This window comes from Agrobacterium sp. MCAB5 (genome assembly GCF_052114365.1).
In the GTDB taxonomy this organism is placed as follows: Bacteria; Pseudomonadota; Alphaproteobacteria; order Rhizobiales; family Rhizobiaceae; genus Agrobacterium; species Agrobacterium tumefaciens.
Genome location: NZ_JBFREP010000002.1, coordinates 589,843 through 611,336 on the forward strand (window position 1 = coordinate 589,843; position 21,494 = coordinate 611,336).

Annotated in this window: 18 protein-coding genes and 1 tRNA gene; 4 read left to right on the forward strand and 15 right to left on the reverse strand. The window is 58.7% G+C overall.

The genetic code is table 11. From position 1 onward, the window contains the following. Positions 1-483: 483 nt before the first annotated feature. Positions 484-558: transfer RNA gene (locus tag AB4Z23_RS07465), tRNA-Val, on the reverse strand. An 81-nt stretch (positions 559-639) separates the two neighbouring features. Continuing rightward, a complete protein-coding gene (gene cpdR, locus AB4Z23_RS07470) occupies positions 640-1,002 on the reverse strand; it encodes a cell cycle two-component system response regulator CpdR (protein ID WP_003497910.1) in 363 nt (120 codons plus the stop codon). 181 nt (positions 1,003-1,183) lie between these two features. On the opposite strand from cpdR, the gene AB4Z23_RS07475 reads away from it, so the two are divergent. Both AB4Z23_RS07475 and hisN read left to right on the forward strand, forming a co-directional pair. After that, positions 1,184-2,068, forward strand: coding sequence for an N-formylglutamate amidohydrolase (locus AB4Z23_RS07475; protein ID WP_003511568.1), 885 nt, complete (start codon positions 1,184-1,186; stop codon positions 2,066-2,068). Positions 2,069-2,388: 320 nt separating this feature from the next. Further along, positions 2,389-3,165: a histidinol-phosphatase gene (gene hisN / locus AB4Z23_RS07480; RefSeq protein ID WP_013761929.1), complete on the forward strand. Its 777-nt coding sequence runs from the start codon at positions 2,389-2,391 to the stop codon at positions 3,163-3,165. Between the two features lie 53 nt (positions 3,166-3,218). Here the strand turns inward: hisN and AB4Z23_RS07485 are convergent, their stop codons facing one another. After that, complete coding sequence (locus AB4Z23_RS07485) at positions 3,219-4,160, reverse strand: alpha/beta fold hydrolase (protein WP_112154887.1); 942 nt, start codon at positions 4,158-4,160, stop codon at positions 3,219-3,221. Positions 4,161-4,545: 385 nt separating this feature from the next. On the opposite strand from AB4Z23_RS07485, the gene hspL reads away from it, so the two are divergent. Beyond that, the gene (gene hspL / locus AB4Z23_RS07490) at positions 4,546-5,028 is read left to right on the forward strand and encodes a heat shock protein HspL (RefSeq protein WP_019564988.1); all 483 of its coding nucleotides are present in this window, start codon (positions 4,546-4,548) and stop codon (positions 5,026-5,028) included. A 66-nt stretch (positions 5,029-5,094) separates the two neighbouring features. On the opposite strand, the gene AB4Z23_RS07495 is transcribed toward hspL, so the two are convergent. Beyond that, positions 5,095-6,114, reverse strand: coding sequence for a bile acid:sodium symporter family protein (locus AB4Z23_RS07495; RefSeq protein ID WP_111788915.1), 1,020 nt, complete (start codon positions 6,112-6,114; stop codon positions 5,095-5,097). Positions 6,115-6,213: 99 nt separating this feature from the next. Between AB4Z23_RS07495 and AB4Z23_RS07500 the strand changes: the two genes are divergently transcribed. Further along, complete coding sequence (locus AB4Z23_RS07500; protein WP_003511576.1) at positions 6,214-7,074, forward strand: LysR substrate-binding domain-containing protein; 861 nt, start codon at positions 6,214-6,216, stop codon at positions 7,072-7,074. An 18-nt stretch (positions 7,075-7,092) separates the two neighbouring features. On the opposite strand, the gene glpK is transcribed toward AB4Z23_RS07500, so the two are convergent. The 11 genes from glpK to AB4Z23_RS07555 all read right to left on the reverse strand — a co-directional run bounded on the left by glpK (position 7,093) and on the right by AB4Z23_RS07555 (position 21,388). Continuing rightward, the gene (gene glpK, locus AB4Z23_RS07505) at positions 7,093-8,592 is read right to left on the reverse strand and encodes a glycerol kinase GlpK (RefSeq protein WP_003511578.1); all 1,500 of its coding nucleotides are present in this window, start codon (positions 8,590-8,592) and stop codon (positions 7,093-7,095) included. Between the two features lie 69 nt (positions 8,593-8,661). Beyond that, a complete protein-coding gene (locus tag AB4Z23_RS07510) occupies positions 8,662-10,383 on the reverse strand; it encodes an ABC transporter substrate-binding protein (protein WP_003511579.1) in 1,722 nt (573 codons plus the stop codon). A 76-nt stretch (positions 10,384-10,459) separates the two neighbouring features. Continuing rightward, positions 10,460-10,753 carry a DUF2160 domain-containing protein gene (locus AB4Z23_RS07515; protein ID WP_111788916.1) on the reverse strand — a complete coding sequence of 98 codons (294 nt, stop codon included), beginning with the start codon at positions 10,751-10,753 and terminating at the stop codon, positions 10,460-10,462. A gap of 1 nt (position 10,754) precedes the next feature. Beyond that, positions 10,755-11,678, reverse strand: a complete 924-nt coding sequence (locus AB4Z23_RS07520; RefSeq protein WP_003511581.1) for a carbohydrate ABC transporter permease — start codon at positions 11,676-11,678, stop codon at positions 10,755-10,757. 3 nt (positions 11,679-11,681) lie between these two features. After that, positions 11,682-12,548: a carbohydrate ABC transporter permease gene (locus AB4Z23_RS07525; protein WP_003511582.1), complete on the reverse strand. Its 867-nt coding sequence runs from the start codon at positions 12,546-12,548 to the stop codon at positions 11,682-11,684. 2 nt (positions 12,549-12,550) lie between these two features. Next, positions 12,551-13,621: an ABC transporter ATP-binding protein gene (locus AB4Z23_RS07530; RefSeq protein ID WP_111788917.1), complete on the reverse strand. Its 1,071-nt coding sequence runs from the start codon at positions 13,619-13,621 to the stop codon at positions 12,551-12,553. A gap of 13 nt (positions 13,622-13,634) precedes the next feature. Further along, on the reverse strand, positions 13,635-14,705 hold the full coding sequence (locus AB4Z23_RS07535; protein ID WP_112154886.1) for an ABC transporter ATP-binding protein: 1,071 nt from the start codon (positions 14,703-14,705) through the stop codon (positions 13,635-13,637). Positions 14,706-14,742: 37 nt separating this feature from the next. Next, positions 14,743-16,266 carry a glycerol-3-phosphate dehydrogenase gene (locus tag AB4Z23_RS07540; protein ID WP_019564992.1) on the reverse strand — a complete coding sequence of 508 codons (1,524 nt, stop codon included), beginning with the start codon at positions 16,264-16,266 and terminating at the stop codon, positions 14,743-14,745. A gap of 108 nt (positions 16,267-16,374) precedes the next feature. Next, positions 16,375-17,148 (reverse strand): DeoR/GlpR family DNA-binding transcription regulator, encoded by a 774-nt coding sequence (locus AB4Z23_RS07545; RefSeq protein WP_003511588.1) that lies wholly within the window; start codon positions 17,146-17,148, stop codon positions 16,375-16,377. Positions 17,149-17,289: 141 nt separating this feature from the next. Continuing rightward, on the reverse strand, positions 17,290-18,768 hold the full coding sequence (gene cysG / locus AB4Z23_RS07550) for a siroheme synthase CysG (protein ID WP_421406715.1): 1,479 nt from the start codon (positions 18,766-18,768) through the stop codon (positions 17,290-17,292). After that, a complete protein-coding gene (locus AB4Z23_RS07555) occupies positions 18,740-21,388 on the reverse strand; it encodes a nitrate reductase (protein ID WP_111788920.1) in 2,649 nt (882 codons plus the stop codon). The genes cysG and AB4Z23_RS07555 overlap by 29 nt, the downstream gene beginning before the upstream one ends. Positions 21,389-21,494 lie beyond the last annotated feature (106 nt).

A 21,494-nucleotide genomic window follows, 5' to 3' on the forward strand; every position in this document is an offset into this window, starting at 1 on the left:
GATATCGGGAAACCGGGCAAGCGTCAATCCGGTTTGAATTTTATTTTTTTGAGTGAAATTTATTGCGGAGCGCATGGATAGTTTGGACGCTGCCTACAGGATAGCCCGTCGCTCGAGCGAACTCCGCGGATCGAATAGGCAGTCAATCTGCTTGCCTATACCAATCAGCTGGCGGCAGTCGGATGTCTTAAGACCAAGGGATGGCAAGGCGCGATGCACTCAGGACGCCAAATGGCGGGCAGCACGCAAACGCTTCGGTTCATCACGCCCCCCTCCATGTCCATGCCGCATGGAAGGCCGCTAAGTCCTCCTGCCGATCCTCTTTGCCCTAGTTGGAGTGGTATTTATGACGGTGTCGCAGCGTGTTCCTGTGATGGGACCGTTGACGCATACTCCATAGGGGACAGGTTCGATTGACACTGAGGCCACTATGCAAAAAGGCCCTGCGATTTCTCGCAAGGCCTTGATATTTAAGAATTCGGATGGTGGGCGTGACAGGGATTGAACCTGTGACCCCTACGATGTCAACGTAGTGCTCTCCCGCTGAGCTACACGCCCTCCGTGGCGGCGGATAGACCACAAAACCGGTTCATGCGTCAACTGCTTTTTTTCGGTTTTGTGAAGGTTTTTTGAGACCCCTTACGCCACAAGGAGTTTGTTGACCTCATCCACCAGATCGCGAAGATGGAACGGCTTGGAAAGCACCTTGGCATCCTTTGGAGCCTTCGAATCGGCGTTCAGCGCGACGGCCGCAAAGCCGGTGATGAACATGACTTTCAGGTCGGGGTCGAGTTCAGTCGCGCGCCGGGCCAACTCGATGCCATCCATTTCGGGCATGACGATATCTGTCAGCAACAGCGAGAAAGGCTCTTCGCGAAGCCGGTCGTAAGCGCTTGCGCCATTGTCGAAGGAAGAAACCTTGTAACCGGCTTTTTCCAGCGCCTTGACGAGAAAGCGGCGCATGTCGTTATCATCTTCAGCGAGAAGAATTTTCTGATTCATCATAAGTGACCGTAACTGCTCAATGTTTGAGATACCCTAGCCCGATTATAGGATTTTCACGGTAAATATCATGTGAACACAAGAATCGGTATAGCGCTGCATGGTCGATAGTATGGACTTGCCGCACCGTAACTGGCAACATGAACATCCTGATAGTTTACGACATGGTAAATGGCACTGAATGGACTGGATAACGGGTGAATACGAGCTGTTCGAAGTAACGGAACCTGCCGTTCAAACCCTGCCATTCGTCTATAATTCACCCCATAGCGGTCGCTGTTACCCCATCTCCTTTCTGGAATCGGCACGGCTTGATTCGCACGAGATCCGGCGCTCGGAAGATCATTTCGTTGACGAGCTGTTCGCCGCTGCGCCCGACATCGGTGCGCCGCTGCTGAAAGCCAATTTTCCCCGCGCGTATCTCGACGTCAATCGCGAGCCCTACGAGCTTGATCCGCGCATGTTCGAAGGCACTCTACCTCCCTATGCCAATATCGGCTCCATGCGGGTTGCCGGCGGCCTGGGAACGGTACCCCGTATCGTCGCCGAGAATATGGACATCTATGCCCACCGCCTGCCGGTGGACGAGGCGCTGTCACGCATCGAGACGATTTACAAACCCTACCACGCCTGCCTGCGCCGGCTGCTGTCACGCACCCACGCCAATTTCGGCATGGCGGTACTGATCGATTGCCATTCGATGCCGGGCAATATCCGCGTTGCCGGCTCGAACCTGCGGCCGGATGTCATTATAGGCGATCGCTACGGCACCAGTGCTTCCCAGGAGGTCTCCCGCGCCGCTCTGCATTTTCTTGAAGAACTGGGTTTCGTTGCGGTCTGCAACAAGCCCTATGCCGGCGGCTTCATCACGGAACATTACGGGCGACCGATCCGCTCTCTTCACGCGCTCCAGATCGAGGTCAATCGGGCGCTGTACGTCGATGAAAAAACGCTTTCGAAGAAAGCAGATTTTCCAGCCATTCAGGCATCGCTTGAAATCTTCATGCGCCAGCTCGGCGCTTTCGTTTCGGAATACGCGATCGAAACCTCGCTCGCCGCCGAATAACACATCAAATTCCAGGATATTTCAGATCCCCCTTCCAGACCGCCTGGCCACGCGCCGGGCAAAAAAAACCGCGCCTTGGCGCGGTCAAGTCTAGGGAGGAAACACCCAAGGAGGGTATTTACAGTCAAAGACTGCAGGGTCACGCTACGCACTATATGCACAATTGTCAATCATTTTATTTTATGCACTTTTTTTAGGCTTATGCTGAAAATTTGGAATCGGCCTTGCTTGCATCCGTACGTGTGGACGGCGGGTGCAATTCCGGTCTATGCATTTCGCCATACAGTTCAGGCCCAATAATTCAGGCAATGAGGTTTCGCATGCTGCCCGACCGGGATTTCTTCTTCAAACTTGCCGAAGCCGCCAGCGCTGAAACGCTTCCCCGCTTCCGCACAGGCATTGCCGTCACCAACAAGGAGGACGGCGGCTATGACCCGGTGACGGAAGGCGATCAGGCAGCAGAAAGCGCCATTCGCGCCCTCATCGAGGCACGTTTCCCGCAACACGGCATTCTTGGTGAAGAACACGGCAATGTCGGCCTCGATCGCGAACATATCTGGGTTATCGATCCGATTGACGGCACACGCGCCTTCATTTCCGGCGTGCCGGTCTGGGGCACGCTGATCGGCTTCCAGTCGGCCGGCCGCGCTTCGATGGGCATCATGGACCAGCCCTTCACGAAAGAGCGTTATTTCGCCGACGGCGAGGCCGCATGGTATTTCGGGCCGGATGGTGAACGCAAGATCCGCACGCGCGAATGCGCTTCGCTGTCGGATGCTGTGCTGTTCACCACGACACCCCATATCTTCACGACGGAAGAAAAGCCCCTTTACGACAAGGTGCAGGATCAGGTTCGCCTTTTCCGTTACGGCGTGGATTGTTACGCCTATTGCCTGCTTGCCGCCGGCCATGTCGATCTGGTGATCGAATCGGGCCTAAAGCCCTATGATGTCGGCGCGCTCATTCCGGTGATCGAACAGGCAGGTGGCATCATCACCACCTGGGATGGGGGGCGTCCGGAAAATGGCGGCCGCATTCTGGCAGCCGGTTCCAAAGCCGTGCACGAACAGGCGCTCGCCATTCTTTCAAAACTGTAGATGATACGACTGACGGGGATGGCGCAAACCGCGCCATCCCCGTCATCGCCGCGTCATTCCGGCGCGAAAAAGGCGTCGATGGCCGCCAGCGCCTGTTTGCGGAAAACGTCGCGCTCATGCAGCAATTCATGGCGCGCGCCGGTTATGGGAAGAAGCTGCGCCGCGCGGAAGTTGCGCGAGAGTTCCTCCTGCGCCTTATAGGGCGTGATCGTATCCAGCATCGGCGCAAGAATGAGGGTGGGAATGGTTATGTCCGTCAGATGGTCCTGACGGGTCACCCGACCCATTGTTTTCAGCGCTTCATAAACCCATCGCGCTGTCGGTGCGCCGATGAAGAGTTCCGGAAATTGCCGATGCAGCGCAAGATTTCTGGCAAAACGTCTGGCGTCAGAGGTCAGCGGGTTGCCATCGAAATCCCGTTCGCGCTGATCCCTGCCGAGCTGAAGCTTTCCAAGACCCAACAGGCTTAAAGCGGTCGCGACCAGCCGGATGACGGACGAAGGAACGGATTGCTGGCTGTCCAGCTCGATAAAGGGCGAACAAAGCGCCAGACGGTCGATCCTGTTCGACAGGCCGGGTGCTGCGGCCAGTGCTGCAAGTGCGCCGGTTGAATGCGCGATCATGAAGAATGGCAGCCGGGTATCCGGCAGCACCACCTGTTCGAGAAACAAACTTATATCGCGCTTGTAGTCGGAAAAACGTCGTACATGCCCGGCGCCTGGCTTCTTCAGCAGCCGTTCGGAACCGCCCTGCCCACGCGTATCGAAGGTCGCGACCCAGAATCCCATGGCCGTCAGATCGCTGACGGTCTCGAAATATTTCTCGATACATTCGTTGCGACCATGCAGCAGAACCACAGTTCCGCGCGCAATGTGTCGGCTGGCGCGGAAGATCGCGTATCGAAGCTGTTTGCCGCCGTGGCCGGTGAAATAACCGGCGGTATGGTTGCCGGGAACCGGGTTGTCTTCGCTCTCGCGCAATGTGGCTTCGATCATCGGTCTTTTCCGGCTTCTCTGCCTTTTCGGGATAGGTCGGCGGCGGCGGAAGGTCAAAGAAAAAATTGCCGGAACCGTCGGTTAAAGCAGTCGCGGTTCCGGCGAATAGGGCAGAAGAAGAAGGGACGTTATTGCTTCTGCCACGGAGCATGTCTCCGATGACGGATATTTATGGCTCTCAAACTGAACGATGCTGGAACCGGATGTTCAGCGATGGTTCATCTTATTGTCGCCCTTTCCGCTTTAAAGCGCCCCCTTGACGGAGCGCCAAGCCATTCCCATCTCATTCATGCGGCAGCCAGAACGGGGCCGCGCCATATGTCCGGCCGTCGCCAGAACGGGACGCCGGATCAACCGCAAACAGTCGCTTCATAAGGAGGACACCATGCGTCACGTCGATTTTTCCCCCCTCTATCGCTCCACCGTCGGTTTCGATCGTCTTTTTTCGATGCTCGACGGCCTCGGTCAACCCGAACAGGCCCAGTCCTATCCGCCCTATAACATCGAGCGGACGGGTGAAAACGCCTATCGTATAACCATGGCGGTTGCCGGTTTCGATGAAACGGAACTAAGCATAGAATCCCGTGCCAATACGCTGACGGTGAAAGCCGAGAAGGCTGCAGATGAGAAGTCGTCTGAAGGCGAGTTCCTGTATCGCGGCATTGCCACGCGCGCTTTCGAACGCCGCTTCCAGATGGCCGATCATGTCGAAGTCCAGACCGCTTCCCTGAAGAATGGCCTGCTTCACATCGATCTCGTCCGCAATATTCCGGAAGCCATGAAACCGCGCCGTATCGCGATCTCCTCCGACAGCGCAGATGCGCCGAAGACGATCGAAGCACAGATCACGCCGGCCCAGGTCAACTAAGCCGATCCGGATGTCAAACGAACGGCCCCGTTAAGGGGCCGTTTTTGTTTGCCGAAAATTCATCCCTCAGCGGGTGGATACTGCCGCGCCTTCCGCAGCGACAGTTTCCGTTATCGCTGCTTTTTCATGGGCCTTGCGGGCATAACGCTGGGCCAGCACTGCGCACACCATCAGCTGAATCTGATGGAAGAGCATGATTGGCAATACGATTGCGCCGATGCTCTGGCCGGCGAAGATCGCTCCTGCCATGGGCACGCCGCTGGCAAGGCTCTTCTTCGACCCGCAGAAGGTGATGGTGATTTCATCCGCCTTGTCGAAACCGAGCGCCCGGCTGCCGAACATCGTCACGCAGAGAACAAGCGCCAGAAGAACGATATTGATGCCGATGACAACGCCGATATCGCGCACGGAAAACGTCTGCCATATGCCTTCGATAACTGCTTCGGAGAAGGCAAGATAGACCACCATCAGGATGGAACCGCGATCGACCGGCGACAGCAATTTCTTGCGTGCCCTGATCCAGTCACCGATCCACGGCTGCAGCACCTGGCCGGCGATGAAGGGCAAGAGCAGTTGCAGGAAGATTTGCAGGAACGCATCCAGCGAAAATCCACCACCATGGCCACCGACCGTGAACAGCAGCCCGACCAGCAGCGGCGTCAGCACCATACCGAAAATATTCGAGGCGGAGGCTGAACAGATCGCGGCAGGCACGTTTCCGCCTGCCATGGATGTGAAGGCGATGGACGATTGCACCGTCGACGGCAGGACGCAGAGAAACAGCACACCCATATATAGCGGTGCCGGCAGAATGCTCTCGGGAATGAAACCGATCGCCACGCCCAGCAATGGGAAAAGGCCGAAGGTGACGAGAAGGATCGCCATGTGCAGGCGCCAGTGCAAGATACCCGCAATCACCACATCCCGCGACAGCCGCGCGCCGTGGAGAAAAAACAGCAATGCGATTGCCAGTTTCGTGGCAAGCCCGAAATACACCGCTGGCTGTCCACTGATCGGCAAAAGGGAAGCCAGGATCACGGTGACCACCAGCATCATGGTGAAACGGTCAGGCAGGAAGCGGGTCATGGGAGGTCTTTCCGACATCGGTTTTGCTTGAAATATCCCATACTATCGCTCATCATGAATTCGGATGCAAAGACTAACAGTTATCACGATATGAGATAAATGCTGAACCTTCAACATCTTGCCAGCTTCGTGATGCTTCAGCAAACCGGCAGCTTCACGCTGGCTGCCGAGCGGCTGGGCATCGGCCAATCCACCGTCAGCCAGCATATTCAGCGGCTTGAGGCGGCACTTGGCCGTCGGTTGATTGCGCGCAGCACCCATCAGGTGAAGCTGACGGGCGAAGGCGAGGCGCTGCTCGGTTATGCCCGCAATATGCTGGAGATCGACAGCAGGGTTTCATCGCTATTCAGCGAAAACCGCCTGCGCGGGCGCTTAAGGCTCGGCGTTTCCGAGGATTTCGTCGCCAGCCGGCTCACCGCCATTCTGGAAGAATTCATCCGCCTGTATCCCTTGGTCGATCTGGAGCTGACGGTGTCGCTGAGCGGCGTGCTTTACCAGATGCAGGATAATGGCGAGTTGGACGTCGTGCTCGCGAAACGTCGACTCGGTGATAAGCTCGGCCACTTCCTGTACCGCGAACCTCTGGTATGGCTCGCGCGTGACCCGGAGCGAATGCTGAGCCAACCGGACGCCCTGCCGTTGATCGCCTTTCCGCCGCCAAGCATTACTCGAAAGGCGGCACAGGAAGCGCTGGATCGGGCAGGTCTCGCGTGGCGGATCGTCTGCACCTGTGGCAGCCTTAGCGGACTGACCGCTGCCGCAAGGGCGGGCATGGGGATCCTCGTGCAACCGCGCAGCATGGCGCCAGCCGGCCTCAGGGAGATTGCGGCTGATGTGCTGCCGGCGCTCGAAGACGTGGAATTCGTGCTTCAGCCAAGTAAGGGCGCGGACACAAAACTGGTGCGCGCCCTTTCCGATCTGGTATCCAGCAAGAGCATCGCACCGGGCAGTTTTGCGTAAAAAAGACGCTTGCTTGCGTCAATCTTCCCGTTTCGAGAGGCAGCGGCCAACACTATCACGCCACCCCGCGATGGCGCTCTTACGCTCAGTCTCATCCATATCTGGCAGAAAACGGCGATCCCGTTTCCAATGGGCGGCAAAGGCCTCCCGGTCCGGCCAGATGCCGGCGCGCGATGCTGCGAGCCATGCCGCACCGAGAATGGTGGTTTCCAGGAATACCGGCCGGTCGACCGGTGCAGCGAGAATGTCCGCCAGCCGCTGCATGGTCCAATCCGAGGCAACCATGCCGCCATCGACCCGGAGCACCGTCTTGCCATTGTCGCCCGCCCAGTCGTTGCGCATGGCATCCAGAAGATCGAAAGTCTGATAGGCGACACTTTCGAGAGCCGCACGGGCAAACTCCGCAGGGCCGGTGCCACGCGTCAGGCCGAAAATCGCGCCCCGCGCTTCGGCATCCCAATAGGGCGCGCCAAGGCCGGTGAAGGCCGGCACGAGGTAAACCCGCTGCTTGGGATCAGCCTTTTCGGCAAGCGCGCTGACTTCAGACGCGACCGATATGAAACCGAGCTCGTCACGCAGCCATTGCACGGCGGCGCCGGCAATGAAGATCGAGCCTTCGAGCGCATAGGTCGTCACGCCATCGAGACGGTAGGCAATGGTCGTCAGCAACCGGTTTGTCGAGGCGACCCGGTCGGTGCCGGTATTGAGAAGCGCAAAGCAGCCGGTGCCATAGGTCGATTTCATCATGCCGGGTTCGAAGCAGGCGTTACCGATAACGGCAGCCTGCTGATCACCGGCGACGCCGAGGATCGGAATTTCCGCACCCAGAAGCGCCTTGTCCGTTACGCCGAAATCGGCAGCGCAATCAAGCACCTCCGGCAGCATGGCGCGGGGAATGTCGAGGATGGACAGCAATTCGTCATCCCAGGCATTGTCCTCGATATTGTAGATCAGCGTGCGCGAGGCATTGGTGGCGTCGGTCACATGGCGGCGACCGCCGGTGAGGCGATAGATCAGGAAACTGTCGACCGTGCCGAAGCAGATTTCGCCCTTCACGGCTTTTTCGCGAAGGCCGCTGACGCTGTCGAGAAGCCATTTCAGCTTCGTGCCGGAAAAGTAGGGGTCGAGCAGCAGACCGGTCTTTTTCGAAAAGAGCGGCTCCAGCCCCCTTCGTTTCAAATCCTCGCAAATTGGTGCAGCACGGCGATCCTGCCAGACAACGGCCCGATGCACGGCCTCACCCGTATTACGGTCCCACAGCACGGTCGTTTCGCGCTGATTGGTGATACCGATCGCCTCGATATCGGAAGCGGAGATACCGGCATCGGCAAGCGCCAGCCGGATTGTTTCAAGCACGCTTTTCCAGATATCCTCGGCATCGTGTTCGACCCAGCCGGAGGCCGGGAAATGCTGCGGAAATTCTCGCTGGCCGACACCGATGACCCGCATGTCGCGATCAAAGACCATCGACCTTGTCGATGTCGTCCCCTGATCGATCGCCAGAATATAACCGCCCATTATGTCACTCCCTTTCAAACGCAATGACGGGGCGGCAAAGCCGCCCCGGTTTAAGATTTCACGCAGACATTACTTCTGCCAGCTTTTGACCAGCTCGTCGTAATTGACGGTGACCGGCTTTTCCTTTTCGTTGGCAATCTTCAGCTGCGGTGCCAGATTGCCCTTCGAAACGGCGTCCTTGTTCCAGTAGTCGATATCGTGTTCTTCCGCCAGTTTTGGGCCGATATCGCCCTGCACACCGGCGCGCTCGATACGGGCCATGACTTTTTCCTGCTCGGCGCAGAGCGAGTCCATTGCGGCTTGAGCGGTTTTGGCACCCGAAGATGCATCGCCAATTGCCTGCCACCAGAGCTGTGCCAGCTTCGGATAGTCAGGCACGTTGGTGCCGGTTGGCGACCATTGCACGCGAGCGGGCGAGCGATAGAACTCGATCAGACCACCAAGCTTGGCGGCCCGGTCCGTGAAGCTCTTGTGATGGATGGTGGTATCGCGAATGAAGGTTAGACCAACATGGCTCTTCTTCACATCCACGGTCTTGGAAGTTACGAACTGCGCGTAAAGCCATGCGGCCTTGGCGCGATCGTCAGGGGTGGATTTCATCAGCGTCCACGAACCCACGTCCTGATAACCGAGCTTCATGCCGTCCTTCCAGTAGACGCCATGCGGGGAAGGTGCGACGCGCCATTTCGGCGAACCGTCCTCGTTCACGACAGGCAGGCCGGGCTTGGCCATATCGGCAGTGAAGGCTGTGTACCAGAAGATCTGCTGGGCAATGTTACCCTGCGCCGGCACCGGACCGGATTCGGAGAAGGTCATGCCCTGCGCTTCTGGCGGCGCAAATTTCTTCAGCCATTCGAGATATTTTTCGATGGAATAGACCGACGCCGGACCGTTGGTATCGCCGCCGCGTGCCACGCACGAGCCGACCGGCTGCGACTTGTCGTTGACCTTGATGCCCCATTCATCGACAGGCAGGCCGTTTGGCAGGCCCTTGTCGCCGTTGCCGGCCATGGAAAGCCAGGCATCGGTGAAGCGCCAGCCAAGCGACGGGTCCTTCTTGCCATAGTCCATATGGCCGAAGACCTTCTTGCCGCCGACATCACGGCCGGTGAAGAATTCGGCAATATCCTCATAGGCCGACCAGTTTACGGGCACACCAAGGTCGTAGCCGTATTTGGCCTTGAAATCGGCCTTGTTCTTGTCGTCGTTGAACCAGTCGTAGCGGAACCAGTACAGGTTCGCGAATTGCTGGTCGGGAAGCTGGTAGAGCTTCTTGTCCGGTGCCGTCGTAAAGGCGCTGCCGATGAAATCCTTGAGATCCAGGCCGGGATTGGTGACGTCCTTGCCCTCATTTGCCATGAAATCCGTGAGGTTGCGCACCTGCTGGTAACGCCAATGCGTGCCGATGAGGTCGCTGTCATTCACCCAGCCGTCATAGAGGTTCTGGCCGGTCTGCATCTGGGTCTGAATCTTTTCGACGACGTCACCTTCCTGGATGATGTCGTGCGTGACCTTGATGCCGGTAATAGCGGTAAACGCCGGTGCCAGGACCTTCGATTCATATTCATGTGTTGTCAGGGATTCGGAAACGACCTTGATGTCCATGCCAGCAAAAGGTTTCGCGGCATCGATAAACCATTGCAGTTCCTTTTCCTGATCTGCACGCGAAAGCGACGACATATCGCCGATTTCCTTGTCCAGAAATTGCTTTGCCTCCTCCATTCCGGCGAAAGCGGAACCTGTCATTGCCAGCAGCATGGCTGCCGTCGTCGTCATCAGATGCCGTCGCATATCAGTCCTCCCAAGGGTTGCGATTGCACGAAGTCTGCCGGGTGCGGTTTTCCTCCGCCGCACCGTTCTTCCTGCTCTAGACGAAACGGAAAACGCCAATTGCGTAAACCGCCGATAGAGCGAGAGCCCACCACAGGTTCGGGCCGACCAGCCCGAGCCATGCAAGATGAATGAAAGCGCTGCCGAGCAGCGAAATGAACAACCTGTCGCCACGCGTTGTCTCGAAGCGCAGCAGGCCGAAGCGGGGGTTGCCGCCGGGCGAGAACTGTTCCCAGAACCACATCCCAACCAGCAACACGGCGATTGCACCGAAAAACGCGGCCGTCTGCCAGGTCCATGCCATCCAGGTAAAATCGGGCATCTTCGTCATGTCAAACCCTCCCCAGCGCAAAGCCCTTGGCGATGTAATTGCGAACAAACCAGATCACCAGCGCACCGGGAATGAGCGTCAGCACGCCGGCGGCGGCGAGCAGGCCCCAGTCCATGCCGGCGGCAGAAACGGTTCTCGTCATGGTCGCGGCGATCGGCTTGGCGTCGGTCGTCGTCAGCGTGCGGGCGATCAGAAGCTCGACCCACGAGAACATGAAGCTGAAGAAACAGGCGACACCGATGCCGGAGGCAATGAGCGGCATGAAAATCTTCACGAAGAATTTCGGGAAGGAATAGCCGTCAATATAGGCGGTCTCGTCGATTTCCTTCGGTACACCCGACATGAAACCTTCGAGAATCCACACCGCCAGCGGCACGTTGAACAGGCAATGCGCCAGCGCCACGGCAATATGCGTGTCGATCAGCCCGAAAGCGGAATAGAGCTGGAAGAAGGGCAGCGCGAAGACGGCGGGTGGCGCCATGCGGTTGGTCAAAAGCCAGAAGAACAGGTGCTTGTCGCCCAGGAAGCGGTAACGGGAGAAGGCATAGGCCGCCGGGAGGGCCGCCGAGACCGAGATCACCATATTCATGACGACGTAGATGATCGAGTTGATGTAACCCGAATACCAGGATGAATCCGTGAAGATCGTCCGATAATTCTGCAACGTCGGCTGGTGCGGATAAAGCGTCATCGACGAGACGATTTCTGTGTTCGTCTTGAAGCTCATATTGATAAGCCAGTAGATCGGCACGAGCAGCAGGATGATGTAGATCGTCGGCACCAGCCAGGAAAAGCGCGATGGCCCATGGCGGCGGCGCGATCGTGAATTCGCAGCAAGGCCTGATATTCTTGCCGAACTGGCTCTTACCGGTGGATTGCCGATACCGTTGAGTTCCACGCTTGTGGTGACATCAGAGGCGCTCATGTCTCAAGTCTCCGCGTCGTGGCTGGTCATCACGGTGTAGAACACCCAGGACAACAGCAGGATGATGAGGAAGTAGATCAGCGACATGGCGGCCGCGGGACCCAGATCGAACTGGCCGAGCGCTACCTTGACGAGATCGATGGACAGGAAGGTGGTGGAATTTCCGGGGCCGCCGCCGGTGACGACGAAAGGCTCGGTGTAGATCATGAAGCTGTCCATGAAGCGCAGCAGGAATGCGATCAGCAGCACCCGCTTCATCTTCGGCAACTGAATGAACCGGAAAACCGCAAAGCGCGATGCGCCATCGATCCTTGCTGCCTGATAATAGGCATCCGGAATGGAGACGAGGCTGGCGTAGCACAGGAGGACGACGAGGCTTGTCCAGTGCCACACATCCATGATGACGACGGTGATCCATGCGTCGACGGGATCGTTGACGTAGTTGTAATCAAGCCCAAGCTGATTGGCGTAATAACCCAGCAACCCGATATCGCTGCGGCCGAACACCTGCCAGATCGTGCCTACCACATTCCATGGCACCAAAAGCGGCAGCGCCATGGTGACGAGGCAGACCGGCACGCCGATGCCGGATTTGGGCATCTTGAGCGCGATGAATATGCCGAGCGGAATTTCAATCGCCAAAATGATGCCGGAAAATACCAGATTGCGTCCGAGCGCGTTCCAGAAACGGTCGGAGCCAAGAATTTCCTGAAACCATTGGGTTCCCGCCCAGAAGAATTGATTGTTGCCGAAAGTATCCTGCACCGAATAGTTCACGACCGTCATCAGCGGGATGACGGCGGAAAATGCGACCAGCACCAGAACCGGCAGCACCATGAACCACGCTTTGTTGTTCCAGGTCTTTTCCATGGTCAGGCCCCCATCTTCACACGCCAGGAATCGGCAAAGACACCGATAGCGGCCGGATCGAAGCGAACACCCGCTTCTGCCGGAATGTCCTCCTCCTCCGGAACGACAATCGCAAGCTTTTGGCCGGCGAACCGGGCGCGAACGATCTTTTGCCGGCCGATATCCTCGACCTTGTCGACGGTGATGGGCATGCCACCCCGCTCCAGCCGAACGAATTCCGGGCGGATGCCGATTTCGATCCGCTTCGATCCATCCACCACCGGCACGCCGGCAAGCGGAACGCCAAGGCCGCCGACAACCGCCGTTGCGCCATCGATGCTGGCAGGCATCACATTCATGCCGGGCGAACCGATGAAGTAACCGACGAACGTATGTCCCGGGCGTTCGAAAAGCTCGGCGGGTGTGCCGATCTGGACGATCTGACCGTCATACATGACCACCACCTTGTCGGCGAAAGTCAGCGCTTCGGTCTGGTCGTGCGTAACGTAGACCATGGTGAAACCGGACTGGCGGTGGAGGCGCTTCAACTGCGAGCGCAGCACCCATTTCATATGCGGATCGATCACCGTCAGCGGCTCGTCGAAGAGGATGGCATTGACGTCGGATCGCACCAACCCGCGCGCCAGCGAAATTTTCTGCTTCTGGTCCGCCGTAAGTCCGCGCGCGTGGCGTTTTGCCATGCCGGAAAGATCGGTCATCTCGAGGATTTCCCGCACGCGGCGGTCGATTTCGGCCTCCGGCACTTGCCGGTTGCGCAGCGGAAAAGCCAGATTGTCATAGACTGTCATCGTGTCGTAAACGACCGGAAACTGGAATACCTGGGCGATGTTGCGATCTTCGGTGGAAAGATCGGTGACATCCGTTCCGTCAAAGGCGATGCGACCTTCCGAGGGGCGCAGCAAGCCGGAAATGATGTTAAGCAACGTGGTCTTGCCGCAGCCGGAAGGGCCAAGCAGCGCATAGGCACCGCCATCCTCCCATTCGTGATGAACTTCCTTCAGGGCATAATCACCTGCCGCCTGCGCCTTGGCGTTGTAAGCGTGGCGAATATGATCGAGCGTGATGCGTGCCATGATCGATCTCCCCTTAAGCCGCTTCGCCGATGGCGTGGCCGTGTGTATCGAAAGCCATCAGGTGCCGCGTATCGAGAAACAGTTCGATCTCCGTGTCCGGCTCGATGTCGTGAATGCCCTGCGCCAGCATCACCCAACGCTGGCCTGAAAATTCCACATGTACGAAGCTTTCCGATCCGGCGATCTCCGAGATCAGTGTCCGCGCCCGGATGGATTGCGCCGCCTGCCCCTTTTGCTGTGGGAAAAGATGATGTGGCTGGAAGGCAATGGTCACTGGACCGTCAGGCATGGCAGCAAGATGCGCCGGCACCGGCACAACCGCATGGTCGGCGCGCGTGAAGGCGCCGCCCGTCTTGATGACCTCGATGGTGTTGAGTGGCGGATCGGCGAAGATTTTCGCGGTTACGATATCCACCGGACGCCTGTAAACTTCGATCGTGCGGCTGAATTGCGTTACCTTGCCCTCGTTCAGCGTCGCGGTATTGCCACCGAGCAGCAGAGCTTCGGAGGGTTCCGTCGTGGCGTAAACAAAGATTGCACCGGATTCCGCAAAGATACGCGGCAATTCCTCACGCAACTCCTCACGCAGCTTGTAGTCGAGATTTGCGAGCGGCTCGTCGAGGAGCACCAGATTGGCGTTTTTGACGATGGCGCGGGCAAGTGCCGTGCGTTGTTGCTGGCCACCGGAAAGGTTGAGAGGCGTACGATCTAGATAGGGCGTCAGCCTCAGAAGCTCGGCGGCCTTCCTCACCTCCCTGTCGATCGTTGCCTTGTCCTTGCCGGCAACGCGCATCGGCGAGGCGATGTTCTCATAAACGCTGAGCGCCGGATAATTGATGAACTGCTGATAGACCATGGCGACGTTGCGCTTCTGAACCGGCCAGCCCGTCACGTCCTCCCCATTGAAGAGAATCGTACCGCCACTTGGCTTGTCCAGCCCGGCCATCAGCCGCATGAGTGTCGTCTTGCCCGAAAGTGTCGGTCCAAGCAGGACGTTCAGGCTTCCGCGCTGCAACGTCAGATCGGTCGGGTGAACATGATATTCACCGCCGGCCATCTTCGAGACGTTTCGCAATTCAAGCATGGTGATCCAAAGCCTCCTCCGCTTTTTGATCGGATCGTCAGATTGCCTTCAAGCGTCCACCTGCAATGTCATCGATATAATCCTCCAGCCCGCGCACCTCTTCTTGGGTAAAGAAAAGCCCCTGCTTGGTGCGGCGCCACAGAATATCCTCCGCCGTCAGCGCCCATTCCCGGGCCATCAGCCAGCGCACCTCGGCCTCATAAAGCGTGCCGCCGAAATGCCGTCCCAGCCCTGCCATGTCCCCGGCATTGCCAATAATCGACGCGGCGTCCGTTCCGTAGCAGCGGATGAGCCGCTTCGCATGCCGCTCATCGAGGAAAGGATAACGCGACCGCAGGGCCGTGACCTCTCCCGCATAAGCCTCGGCACCGAAATTTCCGCCCGGCAAATGTGAACCGGCCGTCCACGGCGAGCCCTTTTCACCCAGCGCATCACCGATTTTTTCAAGAGCATGTTCGGCAAGCCGTCGATAGGTGGTGAGCTTGCCACCGAAGATATTGAGAAGCGGGGCTTCGCCTTCAGCTCCTTCGGTTTTCAGCACATAATCGCGGGTTGCCTCCTGCGCTTTCGATGCGCCGTCGTCAAACAGCGGCCGCACGCCGGAATAGGTCCAGACGATATCGGCCGACGTCACCGGTTCAGCGAAATATTCGCTCGCCGCGTTGCAAAGATAGCTGATCTCCTCGTCGCTGATCTTAACAGCCCGGGGGTCGGCGGTATAGTCGCGATCCGTCGTGCCGATCAGGGTAAAATCCTGCTCATAAGGGATGGCGAAGATGATGCGCCCGTCCGGGTTCTGGAAAAAATAGGCGCGCGGATCGGAAAACTTCTTGCGCACGATGATGTGGCTGCCCTGCACGAGGCGGACATTGTGGACATTGTTTTTACCGAATGTCGCAGCCAGAACCTTGTCTACCCAGGGGCCGGCCGCATTTACAAGCATGCGCGCCCGGTAGGTCGCGGTTTCTCCGGCACCATTTTTCGTTTCGACCCGCCAGAAGGCGCCTTCGCGGCGTGCCGAAACCACCTGCGTGCGGTTGAGGATCAAGGCGCCGCGATCGGCGGCATCGCGGGCGTTCAGCACCACAAGACGGGCATCGTCCACCCAGCCGTCAGAATATTCGAAAGCCCGGGCAAAAATCGGCTTCAGCGGTTTCCCTGCGGGATCACGGCGCAGATCGAGCGAGCGGGTGGCGGGCAAAAGCTTGCGGCCGCCGAGATGGTCATAAAGAAAAAGCCCGAGACGCACGAGCCAGGCCGGGCGCACGCCGCCCTTCTGGAATGGCAGAACAAAGCGCATAGGCCAGATGATGTGCGGCGCCATGGCCCACAACACCTCGCGCTCCATAAGCGCTTCTCGCACCAGACGAAATTCGTAATGTTCGAGATAACGCAAACCGCCATGAATGAGCTTTGTGGCGGCCGACGAGGTGCCGGAAGCAAAATCGTTCATTTCCGCAAGCGCAACGGAATAACCCCTGCCGACAGCGTCACGCGCGATGCCGCAGCCGTTGATGCCGCCGCCGATCACGAAAACATCGTGGATTGCCTCGTCAGACATGGACCCTCCCGCGCTTTCATCGACGCTCTCCTCATCGATATATTGAAAGCACGGACATCTAATTTGAAGACAAAACGAATGTCAAACGAAATTCCGGGGCGGTTCGGATCAAGGCTCCCCAACCTCGGTTTCAATCAACCTGACGTCATGATCGGCACAGATGGATCGAATCGAATCGACCGGACAATGATCGGTAATGAAGGTGTGCACCTGTGAAAGATGGCCGATGCGCACCGGCGCCGTCCGCTCGAATTTCAGTGAATCCGATACAAGAATGACGTGGCGAGCGTTGGACATGATCGCCTGGGCAACCTTGACCTCGCGAAAGTCGAAATCCAGCAAAGCGCCGTCTTCATCGATCGCAGAAACGCCGATGACGGCGAAATCGACCTTGAACTGGCGGATAAAATCCACTGCGGCCTCACCAACGATGCCGCCATCGGAACCGCGCACGACGCCGCCAGCGATCACCACCTCGATGCCCGGAAAAACCCGTAACCTATTGGCAACATTAATATTGTTGGTGATGACCATCAGCTCGTGATGATCCGCCAGCGCTTCGCCCACCGCCTCGGTCGTCGTACCTATATTGATGAAAAGCGAGGAGTTGTTGGGGATGAGGGCAGCGGCAGCGGCGCCGATCGCCTGCTTTTCGGAGGAGGCGATCGCACGGCGTGCCTCGTATTTGACGTTTTCGTTGCCGCTCGGAAAAAGTGCGCCGCCATGGATGCGCGTCAGCACCCGCGTATCGCAGAGATCGTTGAGGTCCTTGCGGATCGTCTGTGGCGTTACCGAAAACCGCGTGGCCAGCTCGTCCACCAGCACACGCCCGCTTGCTTTCGCCAGCGCAACGATTTCATCCTGACGCGGTGTGAGCATCATTTCACCCTCCCTCCTCTTTCAATTTTTTCGTTTTATTGAAGAGCGAACGAAAAACCAATGTCAAGGGACGGTTTTGTGGCGCCGATCAGGTCCACTTGCGGAGGTACGCGAAAAACGTATCCGCGCGAACCAGCAAGATTATTAGCCGGCTTTCTGAATTGACATCGGGACCGGCTTCGGCAGGCCGATCTCGGAAAACGCAGAGATTGCAGCACCAAACGCATCACCGATGCCGATCAATATAGGCTCGTTCACGCCCAGTCGCTCAACCGCCGCAGCCAGTTGCACGAGCGAACCGCACCAGCGCTGCTCATTTTCGCGGCTGACGGAAATCATGATGGCGACGGGCGTCGAGGCCGGCATGCCATGCGCCAGAAGGGCTTCCTCGATGCTGGCAGCGGTTCGCCCGCCCATGTAAAAAACCGTGGTCACGGAAGGGTTCGACAGGGACTGCCAGTCTATATTCTCCGGCAGCTTGCCCTGTCTGGAGTGCCCGGTGACGAAGCGGACCGACTGGGCATGATCGCGGTGGGTGAGGGAAACGCCGAGCCGCGAAGCCATGGCGCTTGCCGCGGTGATGCCGGGTACGATTTCGACCGGGATGTTTTCAGCCTCCAGCTCTGCGATCTCCTCGCCGGCGCGTCCGAAAATCATCGGATCGCCGGATTTCAGCCGCACTACCCTTTTGCCGGCCTTGGCAAGGCGGATCATCATGTCGTTAATATCTTCCTGCTTGCAGCTTTCCCGGCCGCCGCGTTTGCCAACAAGCATACGCTTCGCCTCCCGCCGCGCCAGTTCCAGCACCTCGGATGAAACGAGATCGTCGAACAGAATGACATCCGCCGCCTGCAAGGCGCGTACCGCTTTCAGCGTCAGCAGCTCGGCATCGCCCGGTCCGGCACCGACCAGCGTCACAAGGCCGCGTGCCGATCCTTTCCGACCTGCCTGCGTGCCGATGTCTGTCAGCAGCCTTTCTTCGCTGCCCTCATCCAGCCTTTCGGTAAACGCCCGGTCGACAAATTTCTCCCAGAATGAACGCCGCGCCGGGCCGGGCGCGAGGCGTATATTGACCCGCTCTCGGATGGTCTGGGCAAGCGCGCCCCAATCCTTGAGAGCGAGCGGCAGCAAAGTCTCGATGCGCCGGCGAATGGCCTGCGCCAGAATGGGTGCGGCGCCATCGGTGGAGATCGACACCACCACCGGCGAACGATTGACGATGGAGCCAAACTGGAACTGGCAGAATTCTGGCTTGTCGATGACATTGACAGGCACGCCGGCTGAGCGCGCGGCATTGTAAAATCTTCCCGCCTCTTCGTCGGTTTCACAATCCGCCAGCGCCAGTTCCGCGCCTTTGAAACTATCCGGACCCCAGGAACGGTCATGCCATGTCAGCATCTGGCTTGTCGAGACGAGCGCCGCAAAGCATTCCGAAAGCTCGCTTTCCTCGCAATAGAGGTGAAGTTCCGCCCCGCAGGCAAGCAGCAGTTCCGCTTTCCATGCGGCCCCATCCGATCCGCCCGCCAGCACCACGCGCTTGCCCTCAAGCCCCCAGAAGACCGGCAACTTGGCGAGCTTCTCCATGCGGTTCGGTTCATTCCGCTGCGGTTTTAAGGCATCCATCGATGATCCCCCTGATCTCGGCGCGGCAGGAGCCGCAATTGGTTCCGGCATTCAACGCAGCACCTATGGCTTCGACGCTGTGGCAGCCATTGCGGATGGCGGCCGTGATCTGGTTGACCCCGACATTGAAGCAGGAGCAGACCGTCCCCCCCGGATCGGCGCGGCCGGCGCCGGGACGCCCGGCGACCAGGGCAAAACGCATGCGCAAATCCTCATGGCGTTCGTTCAGCTGTGAAATCGCCCAGTTGCGGGCAACGGCCACCGGCTCTCTGGCGACGAACAGCGCTGCCAGCAAGGTACCACCGTCGAAGAAAGCAAGCCGCAGATCGCCCGTCTGCCGGTCACTGTAACCCAGAGGCTCAACCCTGATATCGACTCCGAAAACCCGTCGCGCCCAGAGCGTCCAGTCCTGCGGCTGTTCCTCGAAGGCAAGCTCCATGCGGTAGCCGCCATCCGCCTTTGCAACTGCCCAATAGGCGCAGCCCGGCGCATCAGGCCGGGTGCGGGAGATCGCAAATCCATAGGCTTTCGCTACAAAACGTCGTGCACTCACGCCGACATTCTTCGAAGCGGGCTGGCCGGAATGTGGGTCCGTGACCGCTGGCACGAGCATATCGATGCGGGCCTGCGAGGCGAACTGGTCGTTCCAGTGCATCGGCGCAAACACAGCTCCCCGCGCCTGCCTCTCGCTGACCAGAGCCCGCAGCAGGACCTTGCCGTGCGGGCTTTCAAGCTCCACGAGATCGGCGCTTTCGATGCCCAGCGCCTGTGCATCGCGCGGGTGAAGTTCGGCAAAGGGTTCGGCGATATGGGCGGTGAGACGCGCGCTTTTGCCGGTGCGGGTCATGGTGTGCCATTGGTCGCGGATACGGCCAGTATTAAGCGTCAGCGGGTAGTCCGCCGATGTCCTGCGGGTCTCCGGCAGTGCCGTGGCGATGAAATGGGCCTTGCCATCCGCATGGAAAAAGCGGCCATCCGCGAAAAAGCGGGTCGTGGCGGCTTCACCGGGTCCGGCTTTTGGCCATTGAAACGGTTTCATCGTACCGTAGGAATCACGGTCGATCCCGCCAATATCGAAATCGCGGCTTCCGGCGTTCTCGAATCCGGAGAGAGCGGCATGCTCGGCGAAAACCTCAGAAGGTTGCCGGTAGCCGAAGGCCGCGTCAAAACCCATGCGCCGTCCAACTTCGGCGAATTGCCACCAGTCGGCCTTTGCTTCACCGGGCGCGTCAAGAAAACCGCGCTGGCGGGAAATACGCCGTTCGGAATTGGTGACCGTGCCGTCCTTTTCACCCCAGCCGAGCGATGGCAACAGCACATGGGCGTGGCGGGCGGTATCGGTCTTGGCGATGACATCGGACACCACGACAAAGGGACAGGCCTTGATCGCCGCCTCGACGGCACCGGCATCCGGCATGGAAACGACGGGGTTGGTGGCCATGATCCACAGCGCCTTGATGCGGCCATCGGCAACCGCCCGGAACATATCCACGGCCTTGAGGCCAGGCTTCTGCGCAATCGCCGGCGAGGCCCAGAAGCGCTGCACGCGGTCGCGGTCTTCAGCGTTCTCGATGGCCATATGGGCCGCCAGCATATTGGCAAGCCCGCCCACCTCGCGTCCGCCCATGGCGTTGGGTTGGCCGGTCAGCGAAAACGGTCCCATGCCCGGCCGGCCGATGCGGCCTGTGGCGAGGTGGCAATTGATGATGGCGTTGACCTTGTCGGTGCCGCTTTGCGACTGGTTGACGCCCTGACTGTAGCAGGTGACGGTTTTTTGCGTGCGTTCGAACAATTCGTAAAAGGAAATCAATTCCACGATTGTCAGACCGGTCTTGTCGGCAATCTCCGGCAGGCTGTGCCCGGTCGCTGCCTGCATCGCGGCATCGAAGCCGACAGTGTGGTTTCCAACATAAGCGTTATCGAACGCGGAACTGCCGGAAAGATGGGCCAGAAGACCGGTAAACAGCGCCACATCTCCATCCGGGCGGATGGCGAGGTGCATATCGGCAATATCGGCGCTCATCGTCCGGCGCGGATCGATGACCACCACCTTCATGTCCGGCCGCGCCGCCTTTGCGGCAGCAAGCCGTTGATAGAGGACGGGATGACACCAGGCGAGATTGGATCCGGTGAGGATTACCAGATCGGCAAGCTCCATATCCTCATAGGTGCCGGGCATCGTATCGGCCCCGAAGGCGCGGCGATGGCCGGCGACCGAAGACGACATGCAAAGCCGTGAATTCGTATCGATATTGGCCGATCCGATGAAACCCTTCATCAGCTTGTTGGCGAGGTAATAATCCTCCGTCAGCAATTGGCCGGAAACGTAAAAGGCAACCGAATCCCGGCCGTGCTCGGAAATGGCCTCGGAAAATCTTGAAGCAACGAGTTGAAGCGCTTCGTCCCATGCCACTCGCTTTCCGTGGATTTCGGGATGGAGCAGCCGTCCGTCGAGGCCGATGGTTTCGGCCAGAGCCGAACCCTTGGAACACAGCCGGCCGAAATTGGCGGGGTGGTCCGGATCGCCTTTGACGGAAACGATGCCGTCATCGGCAACGGTGGCGATGACGCCGCAGCCGACACCGCAATAGGGGCAGGTGGTTTTCGTTTCAACGGGCATGGGTTTGCCCTCTTGGTGCGTGGCATTTACCCCCCTCTGCCCTGCCGGACATCTGCCCCTCAAAGGGGTAGATCAATTGTGGCACCGGCTCTATTTTACAGCTTGC